Annotated in this window: 20 protein-coding genes; 17 read left to right on the top strand and 3 right to left on the bottom strand. The window is 69.3% G+C overall.

Features of this window, described 5'->3' with window-relative positions:
* Nucleotides 1-48 precede the first annotated feature (48 nt).
* From rpmE to BFF77_RS16870, 17 genes are all read left to right on the top strand, one after another.
* Entirely contained in the window at nucleotides 49-273 is a 225-nt protein-coding gene (gene rpmE / locus BFF77_RS16950; RefSeq protein ID WP_066950131.1) for a 50S ribosomal protein L31, read from the top strand.
* A 97-nt stretch (nucleotides 274-370) separates the two neighbouring features.
* Complete coding sequence (gene prfA, locus BFF77_RS16945; RefSeq protein WP_066950128.1) at nucleotides 371-1462, top strand: peptide chain release factor 1; 1092 nt, start codon at nucleotides 371-373, stop codon at nucleotides 1460-1462.
* 46 nt (nucleotides 1463-1508) lie between these two features.
* Nucleotides 1509-2390 (top strand): peptide chain release factor N(5)-glutamine methyltransferase, encoded by an 882-nt coding sequence (prmC, locus tag BFF77_RS16940; RefSeq protein WP_066950126.1) that lies wholly within the window; start codon nucleotides 1509-1511, stop codon nucleotides 2388-2390.
* A 214-nt stretch (nucleotides 2391-2604) separates the two neighbouring features.
* A complete protein-coding gene (locus BFF77_RS16935; RefSeq protein WP_066950125.1) occupies nucleotides 2605-3252 on the top strand; it encodes an L-threonylcarbamoyladenylate synthase in 648 nt (215 codons plus the stop codon).
* Complete coding sequence (locus BFF77_RS16930) at nucleotides 3249-3899, top strand: arsenate reductase/protein-tyrosine-phosphatase family protein (protein ID WP_066950123.1); 651 nt, start codon at nucleotides 3249-3251, stop codon at nucleotides 3897-3899. The genes BFF77_RS16935 and BFF77_RS16930 overlap by 4 nt, the downstream gene beginning before the upstream one ends.
* 168 nt (nucleotides 3900-4067) lie before the next feature.
* Nucleotides 4068-5321 (top strand): serine hydroxymethyltransferase, encoded by a 1254-nt coding sequence (locus BFF77_RS16925; protein WP_066950120.1) that lies wholly within the window; start codon nucleotides 4068-4070, stop codon nucleotides 5319-5321.
* Between the two features lie 145 nt (nucleotides 5322-5466).
* Nucleotides 5467-6822 carry an MraY family glycosyltransferase gene (locus BFF77_RS16920; protein WP_066950118.1) on the top strand — a complete coding sequence of 452 codons (1356 nt, stop codon included), beginning with the start codon at nucleotides 5467-5469 and terminating at the stop codon, nucleotides 6820-6822.
* A 274-nt stretch (nucleotides 6823-7096) separates the two neighbouring features.
* Nucleotides 7097-7543, top strand: coding sequence for a Cg1360 family ATP-synthase-associated protein (locus tag BFF77_RS16915; protein WP_066950115.1), 447 nt, complete (start codon nucleotides 7097-7099; stop codon nucleotides 7541-7543).
* A 213-nt stretch (nucleotides 7544-7756) separates the two neighbouring features.
* Nucleotides 7757-8593, top strand: coding sequence for a F0F1 ATP synthase subunit A (gene atpB / locus BFF77_RS16910; protein ID WP_066950165.1), 837 nt, complete (start codon nucleotides 7757-7759; stop codon nucleotides 8591-8593).
* A gap of 90 nt (nucleotides 8594-8683) precedes the next feature.
* Nucleotides 8684-8914, top strand: coding sequence for an ATP synthase F0 subunit C (atpE, locus tag BFF77_RS16905; protein ID WP_066950113.1), 231 nt, complete (start codon nucleotides 8684-8686; stop codon nucleotides 8912-8914).
* A 41-nt stretch (nucleotides 8915-8955) separates the two neighbouring features.
* The gene (locus tag BFF77_RS16900) at nucleotides 8956-9510 is read left to right on the top strand and encodes a F0F1 ATP synthase subunit B (RefSeq protein ID WP_066950109.1); all 555 of its coding nucleotides are present in this window, start codon (nucleotides 8956-8958) and stop codon (nucleotides 9508-9510) included.
* Nucleotides 9507-10322 carry a F0F1 ATP synthase subunit delta gene (locus BFF77_RS16895; protein WP_066950106.1) on the top strand — a complete coding sequence of 272 codons (816 nt, stop codon included), beginning with the start codon at nucleotides 9507-9509 and terminating at the stop codon, nucleotides 10320-10322. The genes BFF77_RS16900 and BFF77_RS16895 overlap by 4 nt, the downstream gene beginning before the upstream one ends.
* Nucleotides 10323-10488: 166 nt before the next feature.
* The gene (gene atpA / locus BFF77_RS16890; RefSeq protein WP_066950104.1) at nucleotides 10489-12084 is read left to right on the top strand and encodes a F0F1 ATP synthase subunit alpha; all 1596 of its coding nucleotides are present in this window, start codon (nucleotides 10489-10491) and stop codon (nucleotides 12082-12084) included.
* 20 nt (nucleotides 12085-12104) lie between these two features.
* Complete coding sequence (locus tag BFF77_RS16885) at nucleotides 12105-13022, top strand: F0F1 ATP synthase subunit gamma (RefSeq protein WP_066950101.1); 918 nt, start codon at nucleotides 12105-12107, stop codon at nucleotides 13020-13022.
* Nucleotides 13023-14474 (top strand): F0F1 ATP synthase subunit beta, encoded by a 1452-nt coding sequence (atpD, locus tag BFF77_RS16880; RefSeq protein WP_066950098.1) that lies wholly within the window; start codon nucleotides 13023-13025, stop codon nucleotides 14472-14474. It abuts the gene before it with no gap.
* Between the two features lie 121 nt (nucleotides 14475-14595).
* Entirely contained in the window at nucleotides 14596-14970 is a 375-nt protein-coding gene (locus BFF77_RS16875) for a F0F1 ATP synthase subunit epsilon (protein WP_066950094.1), read from the top strand.
* 125 nt (nucleotides 14971-15095) lie between these two features.
* Nucleotides 15096-15542 carry a DUF2550 domain-containing protein gene (locus BFF77_RS16870; RefSeq protein WP_066950091.1) on the top strand — a complete coding sequence of 149 codons (447 nt, stop codon included), beginning with the start codon at nucleotides 15096-15098 and terminating at the stop codon, nucleotides 15540-15542.
* Nucleotides 15543-15626: 84 nt separating this feature from the next.
* Here BFF77_RS16870 and BFF77_RS16865 read toward each other — a convergent pair whose 3' ends face one another.
* The 3 genes from BFF77_RS16865 to BFF77_RS16855 form a co-directional block, all read right to left on the bottom strand.
* Nucleotides 15627-17480: a glycoside hydrolase family 18 chitinase gene (locus BFF77_RS16865; protein ID WP_066950088.1), complete on the bottom strand. Its 1854-nt coding sequence runs from the start codon at nucleotides 17478-17480 to the stop codon at nucleotides 15627-15629.
* A gap of 238 nt (nucleotides 17481-17718) precedes the next feature.
* Nucleotides 17719-18378, bottom strand: coding sequence for a response regulator (locus BFF77_RS16860; RefSeq protein WP_066950085.1), 660 nt, complete (start codon nucleotides 18376-18378; stop codon nucleotides 17719-17721).
* Nucleotides 18375-19592: sensor histidine kinase (locus tag BFF77_RS16855; protein WP_245703559.1), on the bottom strand; the 1218-nt coding region annotated here is incomplete at its 5' end. The genes BFF77_RS16855 and BFF77_RS16860, both read right to left, overlap by 4 nt.

Genomic DNA, 19592 nt, shown 5'->3' with positions numbered 1-19592 from the left:
GCAATCCGCGCGTACGACCCGGTGCCCTCCCGGAACTAGGAGAAACCCTTGAAGCGCGACATCCACCCCGCGTACGTCGAGACCCAGGTGAGCTGCACCTGCGGCGCGTCGTTCACCACCCGCAGCACCATCGAGTCGGGCACCATCCGTGCCGACCTGTGCTCCGAGTGCCACCCGTTCTACACGGGCAAGCAGAAGATCCTCGACACCGGTGGCCGTGTGGCCCGCTTCGAGGCCCGCTTCGGCAAGGCCGCCGCCTCCGCCAAGAAGTAGCGAGCCATCTGCGCCGGTTCTCGGTGCCCCGTTCCGGGGTGCCGAGACCGGCGCTTTGGCGTCCCGAAGCACCTTCGTACGAACCCAGGAGCACCCGATGTTCGAGGCGGTCGAGGAACTGATCGGCGAGCACGCCGATCTGGAGAAGAAGCTCGCCGACCCGTCGGTCCACACGGACCAGGCGAACGCGCGCAAGCTCAACAAGCGCTATGCCGAGCTGACTCCGATCGTCGGCACGTACCGCTCCTGGAAGCAGACCGGCGAGGACATCGTCACGGCCCGCGAGTTCGCGGCCGACGATCCCGACTACGCCGCCGAGTTCACCCAAGAGGTCAGGGAACTGGAGAAGCAGCGCGAGGAGCTGACCGAACGGCTCAGGCTGCTGCTCGTACCGCGCGACCCCAGCGACGACAAGGACGTCATCCTGGAGGTCAAGGCCGGCGCGGGCGGCGACGAGTCCGCGCTGTTCGCCGGTGATCTGCTGCGGATGTATCTGCGGTACGCGGAGCGCGTCGGCTGGAAGACCGAGATCATCGATGCCACCGAGTCCGAACTGGGCGGCTACAAGGACGTCCAGGTCGCGGTGAAGACCAAGGGCGGCAACGGCGCCACGGAGCCCGGACAGGGCGTCTGGGCCCGGCTGAAGTACGAGGGCGGTGTGCACCGCGTGCAGCGGGTGCCCGCGACCGAGTCCCAGGGCCGTATCCACACCTCCGCCGCCGGCGTGCTGGTCACGCCCGAGGCCGAGGAGATCGACGTCGAGATCAACCCCAACGATCTGCGGATCGACGTCTACCGCTCCTCCGGGCCCGGCGGCCAGTCCGTCAACACGACGGACTCCGCCGTCCGCATCACCCATCTGCCCACCGGTGTGGTCGCCTCCTGCCAGAACGAGAAGAGCCAGCTCCAGAACAAGGAGCAGGCCTTGCGTATCCTGCGGTCGCGGCTGCTCGCGGCGGCGCAGGAGGAGGCGGAGAGGGAGGCGTCCGACGCGCGGCGCAGCCAGGTGAGAACCGTCGACCGGTCCGAGAAGATCCGTACGTACAACTTCCCGGAAAACCGGATCTCGGACCACCGTGTCGGTTTCAAGGCGTACAACTTGGACCAAGTGCTCGACGGAGATCTGGAGGCCGTCATCCAGGCCTGTGTCGACGCCGATTCGGCCGCGAAGCTCGCGTCCGCGCAGTAGGCAAGTCCGCGTAAACGACCGTACGACTCCAGCCCGGAGGACCAGCGTGCAGCTACCCCCCGGGGGGCGACCCCCGCACCCCCGTTCCGTGCTGCTCGCGGAGGTGGCACAGGCCACCCAGCGGCTGGCCGACGCGGGCGTACCCTCACCCCGCTTCGACGCGGAGGAACTGGCCGCGTATGTGCACGGCGTCAAGCGGGGAGAGCTGCACCGCGTCAAGGACGCGGACTTCGACGCCCGTTACTGGGAGGCGGTGGCCCGCCGCGAGGCCAGGGAGCCGCTCCAGCACATCACCGGCCGCGCCTTCTTCCGCTATCTGGAACTCCAGGTCGGGCCCGGTGTGTTCGTACCGCGCCCGGAGACCGAGTCGGTCGTCGGCTGGGCCATAGACGCCGTACGGGCGATGGACGTGGTCGAGCCGCTGATCGTCGATCTGTGCTCGGGCTCCGGCGCGATCGCGCTCGCCATGGCGCAGGAGGTGCCGCGTTCGCGCGTGCACGCCGTGGAGCTGTCCGAGGACGCCCTCGCGTGGACGCGGAAGAACGCCGAGGGGTCCAGGGTCACCGTGCACCAGGGGGACGCCCTGGCGGCCCTTCCCGAATTCGACGGCCAGGTCGACCTGGTGATCTCCAACCCGCCGTACATCCCGCTCACGGAGTGGGAGTACGTCGCGCCCGAGGCCCGCGACCACGACCCGGAGATGGCGCTCTTCTCCGGCGAGGACGGACTCGACACGATCCGGGGCATCGAACGCACCGCGCACCGCCTGCTGCGGCCGGGCGGACTGGTCGTGGTCGAACACGCGGACACCCAGGGCGGACAGGTCCCGTGGATCTTCAGCGAGGAGTCCGGCTGGGCGGACGCGGCGGACCACCCGGACCTCAACAAACGCCCACGCTTCGCCACGGCGCGCAAGGCCCTGCCGTGACGACCCCGGTACACCTCCTCGCCCCGGCCCGTGCCTTTCGGGTGAGCGCGCGCCCAGAGCACCAGGCGAGTGAGCCGAAGGGGCGCGCCGCCGTCGAAAGGGAGAACGCGCGCAGGTTCGCGAGGAACGGGCGAACCGAGCACGATCGACCGCCGACGGTGGCAGAGAGCGCCCCGGAGGCGAACCGAGCCTCAAAAAATAGGGAGTCAGGCTGATGGCACGGCGATACGACTGCAATGACGCGACCGACCGTTCGACGGGTCTGCGTGAGGCCGCGTCGGCCGTACGCCGTGGTGAGCTGGTCGTGCTGCCCACCGACACCGTGTACGGGATCGGCGCGGACGCCTTCAGCTCCGAGGCGGTCGCCGACCTGCTCGACGCCAAGGGCCGCGGACGCAACATGCCCACACCCGTGCTGATCGGCTCCCCGAACACCCTGCACGGCCTGGTCACCGACTTCTCCGAGCAGGCGTGGGAACTGGTCGACGCGTTCTGGCCCGGCGCGCTCACCCTCGTCGCCCGGCACCAGCCGTCCCTCCAGTGGGACTTGGGCGACACCCGTGGCACGGTGGCGATCCGGATGCCGCTGCACCCCGTCGCCATCGAACTGCTCACCGAGATCGGCCCGATGGCGGTCTCCAGCGCCAACCTCACGGGACACCCGTCTCCCGAGGACTGCGACGCGGCGCAGGAGATGCTCGGCGACTCCGTCTCGGTCTATCTCGACGGGGGCCCCACGCCCGGCATCGTGCCCTCCTCGATCGTCGATGTCACCGGCGCGGTCCCGCTGCTGCTGCGGGCCGGCGCCCTCGACGCGGAGGAGCTGCGCAAGGTGGTACCCGACCTCGAGGTGGCCAATTGACCGCCCCCGAGGGGCGTGGCATAGCGGAGACCGCACACACCGGCAACACCTTCCGCATCCTCCACGTCAGTACCGGGAACGTCTGCCGCTCGCCGATCACCGAGCGGCTGAACCGGCATGCCCTGAGCGTCCGCCTCGGCGAGCGGCTCACCGGCGGCCTGATCGTGGAGAGCGCCGGCACCTGGGGGCACGAGGGCGCGCCCATGGAGGCCAACGCGGAGGCCGTACTGGCCGACTTCGGCGCGGACGCGACCGGGTTCGTCGGCCGGGAACTGCTGGACGAGCATGTGATCCGCGCGGACCTGGTCCTCACCGCGACCCGTGACCACCGCGCCCAGGTGATCTCCATGGGCCACTCCGCGGGTCTGCGCACCTTCACGCTCAAGGAGTTCACCCGGCTGGTACGGGCCATAGACCCGGCGACCCTGCCCGACGCGGTCGACGAGGGCGTGGTCGAACGCGCCCGCGCCCTGGTCCGCGCGGCGGCGGCGCTGCGGGGCTGGCTGCTGGCCCCGACGGCGGAGGCGGACGAGGTGTACGACCCGTACGGGGCGCCGATCACGTTCTTCCGCTCGATCGGCGAGGAGATCCACCAGGCGCTGGACCCGGTGGTCACGGCGCTGACGGGCGTGCCCTCCTCGCTCTGAGCCCCGCGCCGTCCCCCGTCGCCGGACGGGCCGGACACGCGGCCCCGGACCGGGCGCAGACCCGGCACCCGTACCCACCGCGGACCGCACCGCACGTCGCACCCCGCGCCGTCGGGCGTGAGCGCCTACATTGGAGGGGCGTACACACCCCGAGGTCCGGAGCCACCCATGCCGGTCGTCATCGCACCCCACACCGCGCCGGACGCGCTGCTGCGGCAGGATCCCGAGATGGCCGAGGTGATCCTCGGGGAGACGCGCCGCCAGGCCGACAGCCTCCAGCTCATCGCCGCGGAGAACTTCACCTCGCCCGCCGTGCTCGCCGCCCTCGGTTCACCCCTCGCCAACAAGTACGCCGAGGGCTATCCGGGCCACCGCCACCACGGCGGCTGCGAGCTCGTCGACGCCGCCGAGCGGATCGCGATCGCCCGGGCGAAGGCGCTCTTCGGGGCCGGGCACGCCAATGTGCAGTCGCACTCCGGCTCCTCCGCCGTTCTCGCCGCCTACGCCGCGCTGCTGCGGCCCGGCGACACCGTGCTGGCCATGGGGCTGCCGTACGGCGGTCATCTCACGCATGGCGCGCCGGTCAACTTCTCGGGCCGCTGGTTCGACTTCGTCGGGTACGGGGTCGACGAGACGACCGGGTTCATCGACCCTTCGCGGGTGCGCGCGCTGGCCCGGGAGCACCGGCCCAAGGCGATCGTGTGCGGCTCGATCTCGTATCCGCGCCACATCGACTACGCCGCGTTCCGGCAGATCGCCGATGACGTCGGCGCGTATCTGATCGCTGACGCCGCGCATCCGATCGGACTGGTGGCCGGAGGCGCGGCGCCCAGTCCGGTGCCGTACGCCGATGTCGTGTGCGCGACCACCCACAAGGTGCTGCGCGGACCGCGCGGCGGGATGATCCTGTGCGGCGAGGAGCTGGCGGAGCGGGTCGACCGCGCGGTGTTCCCGTTCACGCAGGGCGGTGCGCAGATGCATACGATCGCCGCCAAGGCCGTCGCGTTCGGCGAGGCGGCGGCCCCGGCGTTCACGGCGTACGCGCACCAGGTCGTCGCCAACGCCCGCGCGCTGGCGAAGGCGCTGGCCGCGGAGGGTCTGCGGATCACCACGGACGGTACGGACACCCATCTGATCACCGCCGATCCCGCGCCGCTCGGTGTGGACGGCAGAACGGCCCGCGGCCGGCTGGCCGCCGCGGGTGTGGTGCTCGACACATGCGCGCTGCCGTACGCGGAGGGCCGGGGCATCCGGCTGGGGACGGCCGCCGTGACCACCCAGGGCATGTCAGAGGCCGAAATGGCGCGGATCGCGCTGCTCTTCACCTCGGCGCTGCGCGGAGGCGCGGAGACGGCGCGCAGGGTCCGTGCCGAAGTGCGGGAACTGGTCGGCGGGTTCCCTCCGTATGGGAAGCTCTCCTGACGGGAACACGGTGCGGCGACAAGCCGTGCAACCATCCCGCTCAGCCTCCCGTCCTGGCTCATATGGCGACTCGGTATCCGACAGTGGGTCCGGCGCGGGCTAGTGTGTGGGGCTGAGATGGCCAGCGATTCCTGTGGGGCAGCCCGTGCGTGATTACCTGCTGACGCTCTGTGTGACGGCTGCGGTGACCTATCTGCTGACCGGCCCGGTGCGGAAGTTCGCCATCGCGACCGGGGCGATGCCGGAGATCCGCGCCCGTGACGTGCACCGCGAACCGACGCCGAGGCTCGGCGGTATCGCCATGTTCTTCGGCCTGTGCGCCGGACTGCTCGTGGCGGACAACCTCCAGAACCTCAACGGGGTCTTCGAGCTGTCCAACGAGCCGCGCGCGCTGCTCTCCGGTGCCGCCCTGATCTGGCTGATCGGTGTCCTGGACGACAAGTTCGAGATCGACGCGCTGATCAAGCTCGGCGCCCAGATGATCGCCGCGGGTGTGATGGTCATGCAGGGTCTGACGATCCTGTGGATCCCGGTGCCGGGCGCAGGGATGGTCTCGCTGACCTCCTGGCAGGGCACGCTGCTCACCGTCGCGCTGGTCGTGATCACCATCAACGCGGTCAACTTCGTGGACGGTCTGGACGGTCTGGCGGCCGGCATGGTCTGCATCGCCGCCGCGGCCTTCTTCCTGTACACCTACCGGCTCTGGTACGGCTACGGCATCGAGGCCGCGGCCCCCGCCACCCTCTTCTCGGCGATCTTGATGGGCATGTGCGTGGGCTTCCTGCCGCACAACATGCACCCCGCGCGGATCTTCATGGGCGACTCGGGATCGATGCTGATCGGTCTGGTGCTCGCCGCGGGCGCGATCTCGGTGACCGGGCAGGTCGACCTCGACGTGCTGAAGATCTTCGAGGGCTCCACCCGGAAGGCCACCCACGCCGCGCTGCCGGTCTTCATCCCGCTGCTGCTGCCCCTGACGATCATCGCGATCCCGTTCGCGGACCTGGTGCTGGCGATCGTGCGCCGTACCTGGAACGGCCAGTCGCCGTTCGCCGCCGACCGGGGCCATCTGCACCACCGGCTGCTGGAGATCGGGCACTCGCACAGCAGGGCGGTGCTGATCATGTACTTCTGGTCGGCGCTGATCGCGTTCGGAGTGGTCGCCTACTCGGTGCACTCGGCGTCGATGTGGATCCTGCTGGTGATCGTCGCGCTGAGCGCGGTGGGCCTGGTGCTTCTGCTGCTGCCGCGCTTCACACCGCGCGCCCCGCTCTGGGCACAGTCGTTCGTGCCGCCGCGCTACCGCCGCAAGCGGAAGGGCGAACCGGCCGCCGGGGAACTCGCCCCGCCCGTCGCGGCGCTCGCGCCCGCCGCCGAGGAGCGGCCCGCGGCGGACCCGACGGAGGAGCGCACACCTGTTCCCGCGGGTGTCAACGGCGCGACCGCGCTCGGCGCTCGTTCGCGTCTTCCCGACCGCAGCAAGGCTGGTTCGAGGAACTGACCGTGTTGTTATTTCCCTCACCGAGGGGCAATACCAGACAAGATGGCGTGGTGTCCTGCACACACGCGCGGGGTAACTCTCACGTGTGACAGTCAGCACACCACCATGGTAAAGACCTCATCAAATAGTTTGTGATACTGTTCACGAGACCCGGCGACAGAGCCGAAGGACCGTAGTGCGACGGTTCGTTGGCCCGAGAAACCTTCTCTCGGACCGGGCCTACGCTCGTCCATGACGACACCATCTGCCCCACCCAGTAAGCGGAGCTGCCGCCATGCCGTCCAACGACGCCCGGATCCTCCTGCACACCGCCGTCCCCACGGCCGCCGTCGGCGTGCTCGCCACGGTGATCAGTGGCGTGGTCGTGGGCGGCAAAGGCGCTCTGGGAGCCGGGGTCGGCACGGTGGTGGTCGTGCTCTTCATGGCCATCGGGCTGGTGGTCCTCCAGCGAACGGCGGCGTCGCTCCCGCACCTTTTCCAGGCGATGGGCCTGCTGCTCTACACGGCCCAGCTCCTGCTGCTCTTCATCTTCGTGGCCACGTTCAAGGACACCACGCTCTTCGATCCGAAGACCTTCGCCCTCACGCTCGTTGTGGCGACGCTCGTCTGGGTCGCCGCCCAGGCACGTGCGCACATGAAGGCCAAGATTCTCTACGTCGACCCCGAGACCTCCACCGGAACGTCCTCCAGTCCGGCCGGGAAGTCGGGGTCGTCGGCGTGAGGAGTAGGGCCGGGATAAGTGCCCGTTCGAGATCCTGCTATCGTCCGGTGCCAACTGCGGCATTGCGGGCGCGGGCATCCGAGCTGACGCCTGTTCTCACGCGAGGCTCAACGCCCGACCGCCGTCTCCACATCCGTAACACCCCCAGTCCAGTGCCGAACCGCGGCTCCGCGCCGCGCCGACACAACGAGGTTGCCGTACCTATGCGCCATGCTGAAGGAGCCCGCGGTGAGTGCTGACCCGACGCAGGTGCTCGCCTTCGAGACCGACTGCCACATCTTCGACGGATGTGGCTTCCCGGCACCCGGCCTGCACTCGTTCCTGTTCGAGCCCATCGTGGGCAACGCGGACAGCAACTTGTACTTCAACAAGACGATGCTGCTGGCGCTGCTGGGTTCCCTGATCATCGTGGGCTTCTTCTGGGCCGCTTTCCGCAAGCCGAAGGTTGTCCCGGGCAAGCTTCAGATGGTGGCCGAGGCCGGCTACGACTTCGTACGCCGCGGTGTCGTCTACGAGATCATCGGCAAGAAGGAGGGCGAGAAGTATGTACCGATCATCGTCTCGCTCTTCTTCTTCGTCTGGATGATGAACCTCTGGTCGATCATCCCGGTCGCGCAGTTCCCGGTGACGGCGATCATCGCCTACCCGGCGGTGCTCGCGTTCATCGTCTACGTCTTGTGGGTGTCGCTCACCTTCAAGCGGCACGGCTTCGTCGGCGCCTTCAAGAACTTCAGCGGCTACGACAAGTCGCTCGGCCCGGTCCTGCCGCTCTCGATGGCCATCGAGCTGTTCTCGAACCTGCTGATCCGCCCGTTCACGCACGCCGTGCGACTCTTCGCGAACATGTTCGCGGGCCACACGCTGCTGCTGCTCTTCACGATCGCGAGCTGGTACCTGCTGAACGGTATCGGCATCGCATACGCCGGTGTCTCGTTCGTGATGGTCATCGTGATGACCGTCTTCGAGCTCTTCATCCAGGCCCTTCAGGCGTATGTCTTCGTGCTTCTGACGTGCAGCTTCATCCAGGGCGCGCTCGCCGAGAGCCACTGATCGTCCTCGTTGACCGTCCTCCCGTCCCAGACCCCACAGTCGTCCGGTGGCCAACCCCCACCGGTCCGTGAAAGAGAAGGAAGAACTGGCATGTCCCAGACTCTTGCCGCCGTATCCGGCTCGCTCGGCTCCATCGGTTACGGCCTGGCCGCCATCGGTCCCGGCGTCGGCGTCGGCATCATCTTCGGTAACGGCACCCAGGCCCTCGCCCGTCAGCCCGAGGCGGCCGGTCTGATCCGTACGAACCAGATCCTCGGTTTCGCGTTCTGTGAGGCGCTCGCCCTCATCGGTCTGGTCATGCCGTTCGTCTACGGCATCTGATCGCGGACTGACGACCAGCCCACTAGACGAAAGGCACTGATGTGAGCCCACTGCTCAATATCGCGGCTGAGGAGATGGAAAACCCCCTCATTCCGCCGGTTCCCGAGCTTGTCATCGGTCTTCTCGCCTTCGTCATCGTCTTCGGCTTCCTCGCCAAGAAGCTCCTCCCGAACATCAACAAGGTTTTGGAAGAGCGCCGCGAGGCCATCGAGGGCGGCATCGAAAAGGCGGAGGAGGCCAAGACCGAGGCCCAGAGCGTGCTGGAGCAGTACAAGGCCCAGCTCGCCGAGGCCCGCCACGAGGCCGCCCGTCTCCGCCAGGAGGCGACCGAGCAGGGCGCCGTCATCATCCAGGAGATGAAGGCGGAGGGACAGCGGCAGCGCGAGGAGATCATCGCCGCCGGCCACGCCCAGATCGAGGCCGACCGCAAGGCCGCGGCCAGTGCGCTGCGTCAGGACGTGGGCAAGCTCGCCACGGAACTGGCCGGCAAGCTCGTCGGTGAGTCCCTGGAGGACCACGCCCGGCAGAGCCGCACCATCGACCGCTTCCTCGACGAGCTCGAGGACGGCGCCGAGAAGGCCGAGGCCAGGCGATGAACGGAGCGAGCCGCGAGGCACTGGCTGCCGCACGCGAGCGTCTCGACGCACTGACCGACAGCACGTCGGTCGACGCCGGGAAGCTCGCCGAGGAGCTGGCCGCCGTAACCGCGCTGCTCGACCGCGAGGTGTCGTTGCGCCGGGTCCTGACCGACCCGGCGCAGCCCGGTGAGGCCAAGGCCGAGCTGGCAGGACGGCTGCTGCGCGGCCAGGTGGGCGGCCCGGCCGCCGATCTGGTCTCCGGCATGGTCCGCTCCCGCTGGTCCCAGCCGCGCGACCTGGTCGACTCCGTCGAGGAGCTGTCCGCCCTCGCCGAGCTGACCGCCGCGCAGCGGACCGGGGCGCTCGACGACGTGGAGGACGAGCTGTTCCGGTTCGGCCGCATCGTCGAGTCCAGCACCGGGCTGCGCGCGGCGCTGACCGACCGGTCGGCCACGGTCTCCGCCAAGACCGCGCTGCTGAACCAGCTGCTCGGCGGCCGGGCGGAACCGGCCACCGAGCGCCTGGTCGCGCGTCTTGTGACGCAGCCCCGGGGACGTAGCCTGGAATCGGGTCTCCAGACCCTGTCCCGGCTCGCCGCGGCGCGCCGGGACCGGATGGTCGCCGTCGTCACCTCGGCGGTACCGCTCACCGACGCCCAGAAGCGGCGCCTCGGCGCGGCGCTGGCGAAGCTGTACGGACACCCGATGCATCTGAACCTGGACGTGGATCCCGAGGTCCTCGGCGGGATCTCGGTGCGTGTCGGTGACGAGATCATCAACGGCACGGTCGCGGACCGTCTCGCGGAGGCGGAACGGCGGCTCGCCGGCTGACCGCGGGCAGCGCCGGGCGGCCTGACGCCGGCCAACAGAACAGAGCAACACCAGCGGCCCGGTTGGGCCGTGCAGAAACTGCAGAAGATTCCTGGGGGTCGCCCCCAGACCCCGAGATAGACCCCCAAAGAAACTTCGGGCCCAACAAGGAGAGCAGGGAACCCAGATGGCGGAGCTCACGATCCGGCCGGAGGAGATCCGGGACGCGCTGGAGAACTTCGTCCAGTCGTACAAGCCGGACGCGGCCTCGCGCGAGGAGGTCGGTACGGTCAGTGTGGCCGGCGACGGCATCGCGAAGGTCGAGGGGCTGCCCTCGGCCATGGCGAACGAGCTGCTGAAGTTCGAGGACGGCACCCTCGGTCTCGCCCTCAACCTCGAGGAACGCGAGATCGGTTCGATCATCCTCGGTGAGTTCAGCGGTATCGAGGAGGGGCAGTCGGTCACCCGTACCGGCGAGGTCCTCTCCGTCGCCGTCGGCGAGGGATACCTGGGTCGCGTCGTCGACCCGCTCGGCAACCCGATCGACGGACTCGGCGAGATCGAGACCGACGGCCGCCGCGCCCTGGAGCTGCAGGCTCCCGGCGTCATGGTCCGTAAGTCGGTCCACGAGCCGATGCAGACCGGCTACAAGGCCGTCGACGCCATGGTGCCGATCGGCCGCGGCCAGCGTCAGCTCATCATCGGCGACCGCCAGACCGGCAAGACCGCGCTGGCCGTCGACACGATCATCAACCAGCGTGACAACTGGCGCTCGGGCGACACGAACAAGCAGGTCCGCTGCATCTACGTCGCCATCGGCCAGAAGGGCTCCACCATCGCGTCCGTGCGCGGTGCGCTGGAGGAGGCGGGCGCGCTCGAGTACACGACGATCGTCGCCGCCCCCGCGTCCGACCCGGCCGGCTTCAAGTACCTGGCGCCGTACACCGGCTCGGCCATCGGCCAGCACTGGATGTACCAGGGCAAGCACGTCCTGATCATCTTCGACGACCTCTCCAAGCAGGCCGACGCCTACCGCGCCGTGTCCCTGCTGCTGCGCCGTCCGCCGGGCCGCGAGGCCTACCCGGGCGACGTCTTCTATCTGCACTCGCGTCTGCTGGAGCGCTGCGCCAAGCTCTCCGACGACCTGGGCGCCGGTTCGATGACGGGCCTCCCGATCGTCGAGACGAAGGCGAACGACGTGTCGGCGTTCATCCCGACCAACGTCATCTCCATCACCGACGGCCAGTGCTTCCTGGAGTCCGACCTGTTCAACGCCGGGCAGCGGCCCGCGCTGAACGTCGGTATCTCGGTCTCCCGAGTCGGTGGCTCCGCCCAGCACAAGGCCATGAAGCAGGTCTCGGGCCGACTGCGCGTGGACCTCGCCCAGTACCGTGAGCTGGAGGCGTTCGCCTCCTTCGGCTCCGACCTGGACGCGGCGTCCAAGGCGTCCCTGGAGCGCGGCAAGCGCATGGTCGAGCTGCTGAAGCAGCCGCAGTACTCGCCGTACCCGGTCGAGGAGCAGGTCGTCTCCGTCTGGGCCGGCACCACCGGCAAGATGGACGACGTACCGGTCCTCGACATCCGCCGCTTCGAGACCGAGCTGCTGGAGTACCTGCGCCGCGAGCGCAAGGAGCTGCTGACCAGCATCGCCGAGGGCGGCAAGATGTCGGACGACACGCTCCAGTCCATCGCGGACGCCATCGCCGCCTTCAAGCGGCAGTTCGAGACCTCGGACGGCAGGCTCCTGGGCGAGGACGCGCCGGCCGTCAACGTCTCCAAGTGACGACGGAAGGGACCTGACTCATGGGAGCCCAGCTCCGGGTCTACAAGCGTCGCATCCGATCCGTCACCGCGACCAAGAAGATCACCAAGGCGATGGAGATGATCGCCGCCTCGCGCATCGTCAAGGCGCAGCGCCAGGTGGCGGCCTCCACGCCGTACGCGACCGAGCTGACCCGCGCGGTCACCGCGGTGGCGACGGGATCGGCGACCAAGCACCCGCTGACCACCGAGGCGGAGACGCCGGTCCGTGCCGCGGTCCTGCTCGTCACGAGCGACCGCGGTCTGGCCGGCGGCTACTCTTCGAACGCCATCAAGGCGGCGGACCAGCTCACCGAGCGGCTCCGTGGTGAGGGCAAGGAGGTCGACTCGTACATCGTCGGCCGCAAGGGTGTCTCCTACTACGGCTTCCGCGAGCGCAGGATCGTGGAGTCGTGGACCGGCTTCACCGACAGTCCCACGTACGCGGACGCCAAGAAGGTCGCGGCGCCGCTGATCGCGGCCGTCCAGCAGGACACGGCCGAGGGCGGCGTGGACGAGCTCCACATCGTCTTCACCGAGTTCGTCTCGATGCTGACGCAGACGCCGGTACAGCACCGGCTGCTGCCGCTCAGCCTCGGCGAGGCCGCCGAGGAGTCCGCGGCGAAGGGCGAGATCCTTCCGCTCTTCGACTTCGAACCGTCGGCGGAGGACGTCCTCGACGCCCTGCTGCCGCGCTATGTCGAGAGCCGTATCTACAACGCGCTGTTGCAGGCCGCCGCCTCCAAGCACGCCGCCACCCGGCGCGCGATGAAGTCGGCGACCGACAACGCCGGGGACCTCATCAAGAGCCTCTCCCGGCTTGCCAACGCGGCCCGCCAGGCCGAAATCACCCAGGAAATCAGCGAGATCGTCGGCGGCGCCAGCGCCCTGGCCGACGCGACCGCGGGGAGTGACAGGTAAATGACGACGACTACCGAGAATGCTGTGACGGCCGCGGCCACGGGCCGCGTCGCCCGGGTCATCGGCCCGGTCGTCGACGTGGAATTCCCCGTCGACGCGATGCCGGACATCTACAACGCGCTGCACGTCGAGGTCGCCGACCCGGCCGAGGAGGGCAGGCGCAAGACGCTGACCCTCGAAGTCGCCCAGCACCTGGGCGACGGACTGGTCCGCGCCATCTCGATGCAGCCCACCGACGGTCTGGTCCGCCAGGCCACGGTGGTCAACACGGGCAACGGCATCACCGTACCGGTCGGCGATGTGACCAAGGGCAAGGTGTTCAACACCCTCGGTCAGATCCTGAACGAGCCGGAGGCCGAGTCCCAGATCACCGAGCGCTGGCCGATCCACCGCAAGGCCCCGGCCTTCGACCAGCTCGAGTCCAAGACCGAGATGTTCGAGACCGGCCTGAAGGTGGTCGACCTGCTGACCCCGTACGTCAAGGGCGGCAAGATCGGTCTGTTCGGGGGTGCGGGCGTCGGCAAGACCGTCCTCATCCAGGAAATGATCATGCGTGTGGCCAACCTGCACGATGGTGTTTCCGTGTTCGCCGGTGTCGGTGAGCGCACCCGTGAGGGCAACGACCTGATCGACGAGATGACCGAGTCGGGCGTGCTCGACAAGACCGCGCTGGTCTTCGGCCAGATGGACGAGCCGCCGGGCACACGTCTGCGTGTCGCGCTCTCCGCGCTGACCATGGCGGAGTACTTCCGCGATGTGCAGAAGCAGGACGTGCTGCTCTTCATCGACAACATCTTCCGCTTCACCCAGGCCGGTTCCGAGGTGTCCACCCTGCTCGGCCGTATGCCGTCCGCGGTGGGTTACCAGCCGACGCTGGCGGACGAGATGGGTGTGCTCCAGGAGCGCATCACCTCGACGCGCGGTCACTCGATCACCTCGATGCAGGCGATCTACGTGCCCGCGGACGACCTGACCGACCCGGCCCCGGCCACGACCTTCGCGCACCTCGACGCGACGACCGTGCTGTCGCGTCCGATCTCGGAGAAGGGCATCTACCCGGCGGTCGACCCGCTGGACTCGACGTCCCGGATCCTGGACCCGCGGTACATCTCGCAGGACCACTACGACGCGGCCAGCCGCGTCAAGGGAATCCTCCAGAAGTACAAGGACCTCCAGGACATCATCGCGATCCTCGGTATCGACGAGCTGGGCGAGGAGGACAAGCTCGTCGTCCACCGTGCCCGCCGTGTCGAGCGCTTCCTGTCGCAGAACACCCACGCCGCCAAGCAGTTCACCGGTGTGGACGGTTCGGACGTGCCGCTGGACGAGTCGATCACCGCGTTCAACGCGATCTGCGACGGGGACTACGACCACTTCCCCGAGCAGGCGTTCTTCATGTGCGGTGGCATCGAGGACCTCAAGGCCAACGCCAAGGAGCTGGGCGTCTCCTGAGCCCTCGGCTCATGGAGGGGGGCGGGTTCCTCCCGCCCCCCTCCGACGCTCCCGACGACAACCCATAGAATCAAGCCCAACACCCGGCCGAACAGCCGGGTGGTGACCCGAGGAGCCACCCTTGGCTGCTGAGCTGCATGTCGAGCTGGTCGCCGCGGACCGCAGCGTCTGGTCCGGCGAGGCCACCCTGGTCGTCGCGCGCACCACGTCCGGCGACATCGGCGTCATGCCCGGTCACCAGCCGCTGCTCGGTGTGCTGGAGTCGGGCCCGGTGACCATCCGTACGACCGACGGCGGAACGGTGGTGGCCGCGGTGCACGGCGGCTTCCTGTCGTTCGCCGACAACAAGCTGTCGCTGCTGGCGGAGATCGCCGAGCTGGCGGACGAGATCGACACCCAGCGCGCGGAGCTGGCGCTGGAACGTGCCAAGTCGGACGACGACGCCGCCGCCGAGCGGCGCGCCGATGTCCGGCTGCGCGCGGTGGCGGTGCGCTGAGCCCTGCCACAACGGTTCCACCCTCAGCCGCGGCCCTGGCTGGACTCTCCAGACCGGGTCGCGGCTGAGGCGATGCGGGTGCGATTTCTGTTCGGGTACTGAATGAGGCGAGGAGGTCGGTGTTGATGGTCCTCGCTCTGCTCGTATGCGGACTGGTCGTCGTACTGGTCGCGGTGGGGCTCTTCGTCTTCGGTCTGCGCCGGCGGCTGATCCAGCGCTCCGGCGGGACGTTCGACTGCAGTCTGCGCTGGAACGTGCCGGAGGAGCCGGATCTGTCGGGCAAGGGCTGGGTGTACGGCGTGGCCCGCTACAACGGCGACAGGATCAACTGGTTCCGGGTCTTCTCGTACGCCCCCCGCCCGCGCCGCACCCTGGAGCGCTCCGCCATCGAGGTGCTGGCACGCCGGGCGCCCGAGGGCGAGGAGGAGCTCGCGCTGCTCTCCGACGCCGTCATTCTCGGCTGCGCTCATCGCGGAGTGCGGCTGGAACTCGCCATGAGCGACGACGCCCTGACGGGCTTTCTCGCCTGGCTGGAGGCGGCGCCGCCAGGACAGCGGGTCAACGTGGCCTGAGGCTTCTTCGCGTACCAGCCCGACGGGGCACGCGAAAGGGGGCGGCGCTCGGGCGCCGCCCCCTCACTCATGCCGTACTGCCGGTCATCCGATGCCGTTCTTGACCGCGGTCACCAGTTCACCGTTCGCGGTGTCTCCCGTGAAGTCCCAGAAGAAGGCACCTCCCAGGCCCTGCTGCTTCGCCCAGGCCGTCTTGGTCGCGATGGTGGCCGGGGTGTCGTAGCTCCACCAGTTGCTGCCGCACTTGGCGTACGCGGTGCCTGCGATGGTGCCGGTGGGCGGGCAGGTGTTCTTGAGGACCTTGTAGTCCTCGATGCCCGCCTCGTACGTACCGGGCGCGGCGCCGGTCGCGCTGCCGCCCGGGGCGTCCTGGGTCACACCGGTCCAGCCGCGGCCGTAGAAGCCGATACCGAGCAGCAGCTTGTTGGCCGGCACGCCCTGAGCCTTGAACTTGGCGATCGCGTCGGCGGAGTTGAAGCCCGCCTGCGGGATGCCCGGGTACGAGGTGAGCGGGGAGTGCGGAGCCGTCGGGCCCTGCGCGGCGAAGGCGCCGAAGAAGTCGTACGTCATGACGTTGATCCAGTCCAGGTACTGGGAAGCGCCCGCGTAGTCGGTCTTCTCGATCTTGCCACCGGGCGAGGCGTCCGCCGTGGTGGCCGCCGTGACCAGGTAGTTGGAACCGAACTTGGCGCGCATGGCCTGCACCATGTTCTTGAACGCGGCCGGGCCGCTGGTGTCACAGGTCAGACCACAGGCGTTGGGGTACTCCCAGTCCAGGTCGATGCCGTCGAAGACATCGGCCCAGCGCGGGTCCTCCACCAGGTCGTAGCAGGACTGCGCGAAGGCGGCCGGGTTCTGCGCCGCCTGGCCGAAGCCGCCGGACCAGGTCCAGCCGCCGAAGGACCAGAGGACCTTGATGTGCGGGTACTTGGCCTTCAGCTTGCGGAGCTGGTTGAAGCTGCCGCGCAGCGGCTGGTCCCAGGTGTCGGCGACGCCGTCGACGCTCTGGTCGGCGGTGTACGCCTTCTCGTAGTCGGCGTAGGAGTCACCGATCGTGCACTTGCCGCCGGTGACATTGCCGAAGGCGTAGTTGATGTGCGTGATCTTGGACGCGGAACCCGAGGTGTCCAGGTTCTTGACGTGGAAGTTGCGGCCGTAGACGCCCCACTCGGTGAAGTAACCGAGCTTGACCTTGCCGCCGGGGCCCGGGTCCGTGCCGCCGCCACCGGTGGTGCGCACCGCGCGGGCGCCGCTGACCGGGCCCGTCTGGTCGATGGTGTCACGCGCCTGGACGGTGTACGAGTAGTTCGTGCCCGCGGTCAGACCGGTGTTGGTGTACGTCGTACCGGTGACCGTGGCGACCTTCGCACCGTCCCGCAGGACGTCGTAGTTCTTGATGCCCTTGTCATCGGTGGCCGCGGTCCAGCTCAGCGTCACCGCGGTGTTGGTGATGTTGCTCGCGGTGGGGGTGCCGGGAGCCGAGGGCGGGTTGTCGCCGGGGACGCTCGGTCCGCCGTCGCACGAGGCGCCGTTGAGCTTGCAGTTGGACGGCGCTCCCGTACCGCTGCCGTTGAAGCCGAAGCTCACGGAGGCGCCGGGGGCGAGGGTCCCGTTCCAGGACTTGTTCTTGGCGGTCCAGTGGTTGGCCGAACCGGTGATGTCGGCGTCCCAGCCGGAGGTGACGGCGGTGCCGGAGGGGAAGTCCCACTCCACCGTCCAGGAGCTGAGGCTGGTGGTGCCGGTGTTCTTCACCGTCCACTTGCCCTCGAAGCCCGTGCCCCAGTCGGAGACCTTGGCATAGGTGGCGGTCGCCGAGGCGGCGGCCTCCGCGGGCGTGGCCAGTCCGACCAGCGCCGCGAGCGGAAGCAGCAGCGCGGTCAGGCCCGCGACAGCCTTCGATCTGAATCGCGTTCTGTGGAGGGCGGGTTGGATGTTCAAGCGTGCTCCTCAGGTGAGTACCGGAGTACCGGACAAAGCGGGGGTGGTCCGTGCACTGCTCACCCTGCGACGGCTCACCGCAGCGTGTGCGGTGAGAGTAGGAAGGTCTGGACCACTCGTCAATAGGTCCAGACCAAAGGCGCGGTGGCGCGGGCCGTGGAACTGGGCGTTCCAGAAGATGTTCCGTGCGGACTCTGGGGATTGCCCCAGAGTTTTACGTCGCCCGTGCACGGCCGGTTCACGCCCGGTCCGACCCGATCCCCAACTCCTGTGCCAGCACGGCCGCTTGGACCCGGCTGCGCAGGCCGAGCTTGCCGAGCAGCCTGCTCACATGGGTCTTCACCGTAGCCTCCGCCATCGTCAGGCGCATGCCGATCTGGGCATTGGACAGCCCTTCCCCGAGGCAGCGCAGGACCTCGCGCTCCCTGCGGGTCAGGCCGTTCAGCAGGTCCGGATCGGCCGTCCTGGCAGGCTTGGCCGCCGCTGCGAACTCGGCGATCAGCCGGCGCGTCACGGCCGGGGCGATCAGGCCCTCGCCGCGGGCGACCGTGCGTACCGCCGCGAGCAGCTCGCCGGCCTCGGCGTTCTTCAGCAGAAAGCCGGCGGCTCCGGCGCGCAGCGCCCCGAAGACATACTCGTCCAGATCGAAGGTGGTCAGTACGAGGACGTCCGCGAGCCCTTCCGCGACCACGGCCCGCGTCGCCGACACGCCGTCCAGCCTGGGCATCTGCACATCCATCAGCACCAGATCCGGGCGGAGCTCCCGGGCCAGCGCGACGGCCTCCTCGCCGTCGGCGGCCTCTCCGACGACCTCGATGTCCGGCGCGCTGCGGAGGATGAGCACCAGACCGGCGCGGACCGCCGACTGGTCCTCGGCGACCAGAACGCGGATGGTCATGCCGTACCGCCGCGTTCCATGACGGGAAGTTCGGCCCCCACCAGCCAGATTCTGGCGCCGTCGGCGGTGGTGACGGGCCCGGCCTCGAACTCCCCGTCCAGCAGCGCCACACGCTCCCGCATCCCGACCAGACCGGCGCCGCAGCCGGGCGCGCGGGGTCCCGGCCGGTCCTCGAAGGGGCTGTCGATCCGGACCGTCAGCGCCCGTGGCCCCCGGGCCAGTCGGACGGTGACGGTGCCGGGCGCGGCGTGCTTGAGCGCGTTGGTCAGGGACTCCTGGACGATGCGGTAGGCGGCGAGTTCGACGGGCGCGGGGAGGGTGAGGGCGTCGGCGCGGTGGCCGTACGGCTGGTCCTGGCGCCGGTCGTCCAGGGTGAAGTCGAGACCGCTGGGGGCACCGTTCGTACGGGCCTGGGCCAGCAGGGTGTCCAGCGCGCGCAGGGTGGGCGCGGCGGCCGGTACGGTCCCGTCACTCCCCGGGCCGTCGCCCGGGCCGTCGCCCGAACCGCTGTCCCGGAGCAGCCCGATCAGCCGGCGCATCTCGGCCAGCCCCTCGACGCTGTTCTCCCGGATCACGGAGAGCGCGTTCCGGGAAGTCGCCCCGTCGTCCAGGGAGAGCGCGGCGGTCGAGTGGATCGCGATCGCCGAGAGATGGTTGGCGACCACGTCGTGCAGCTCACGGGCCATCCGGGCGCGCTCGGCCAGCACGGCCTGGCGGCGGTCCATCTCGGCCAGCAGGGCGGTCTGTTCGGCCCGCAGCCCGGCCGCCTCGGCGGCGTCGCGGTGGTTGCGCACCAGGGCGCCTGTGGTGGCGGGGCCGAAGCTGATCAGCCCGGTGAACACGCCGATCAGCAGCACGTCCGCCTGGGGGATCCAGGAGACGAGCCCGATCGGCACCGCGACCGTGACCAGCGCCGTGGTCCAGGGGATACGGCGGGCGGCGGCCGGCGTTCCGTACAGCACCGCCGCGTAGACGAGGTCCGTGAACATCAGCACCGTCGCCAGACTGCCGCTCGTGAACTGGTCGGCGGCCAGGGCGAGGGTGCCGACGAGCAGCGTTGTCCGCGGTGCGGTCCTGCGCAGTGTCTCCAGCGCGGCCATGACGGTCACCGGCAGGAGCACCCACGCCCCGGTCAGCGGGCGCGGGTCCTGGACGGTGCGCAGCCCGAGGGCCCACAGCGCCAGACCGCCGAGCAGTCCGGCCGCGGCGATCAG

Origin of the sequence: Streptomyces lushanensis, assembly GCF_001700515.1 — a bacterium.
Classification (GTDB): domain Bacteria; phylum Actinomycetota; class Actinomycetes; order Streptomycetales; family Streptomycetaceae; genus Streptomyces; species Streptomyces lushanensis.
This window is presented reverse-complemented; position numbering and strand designations above follow the sequence as displayed.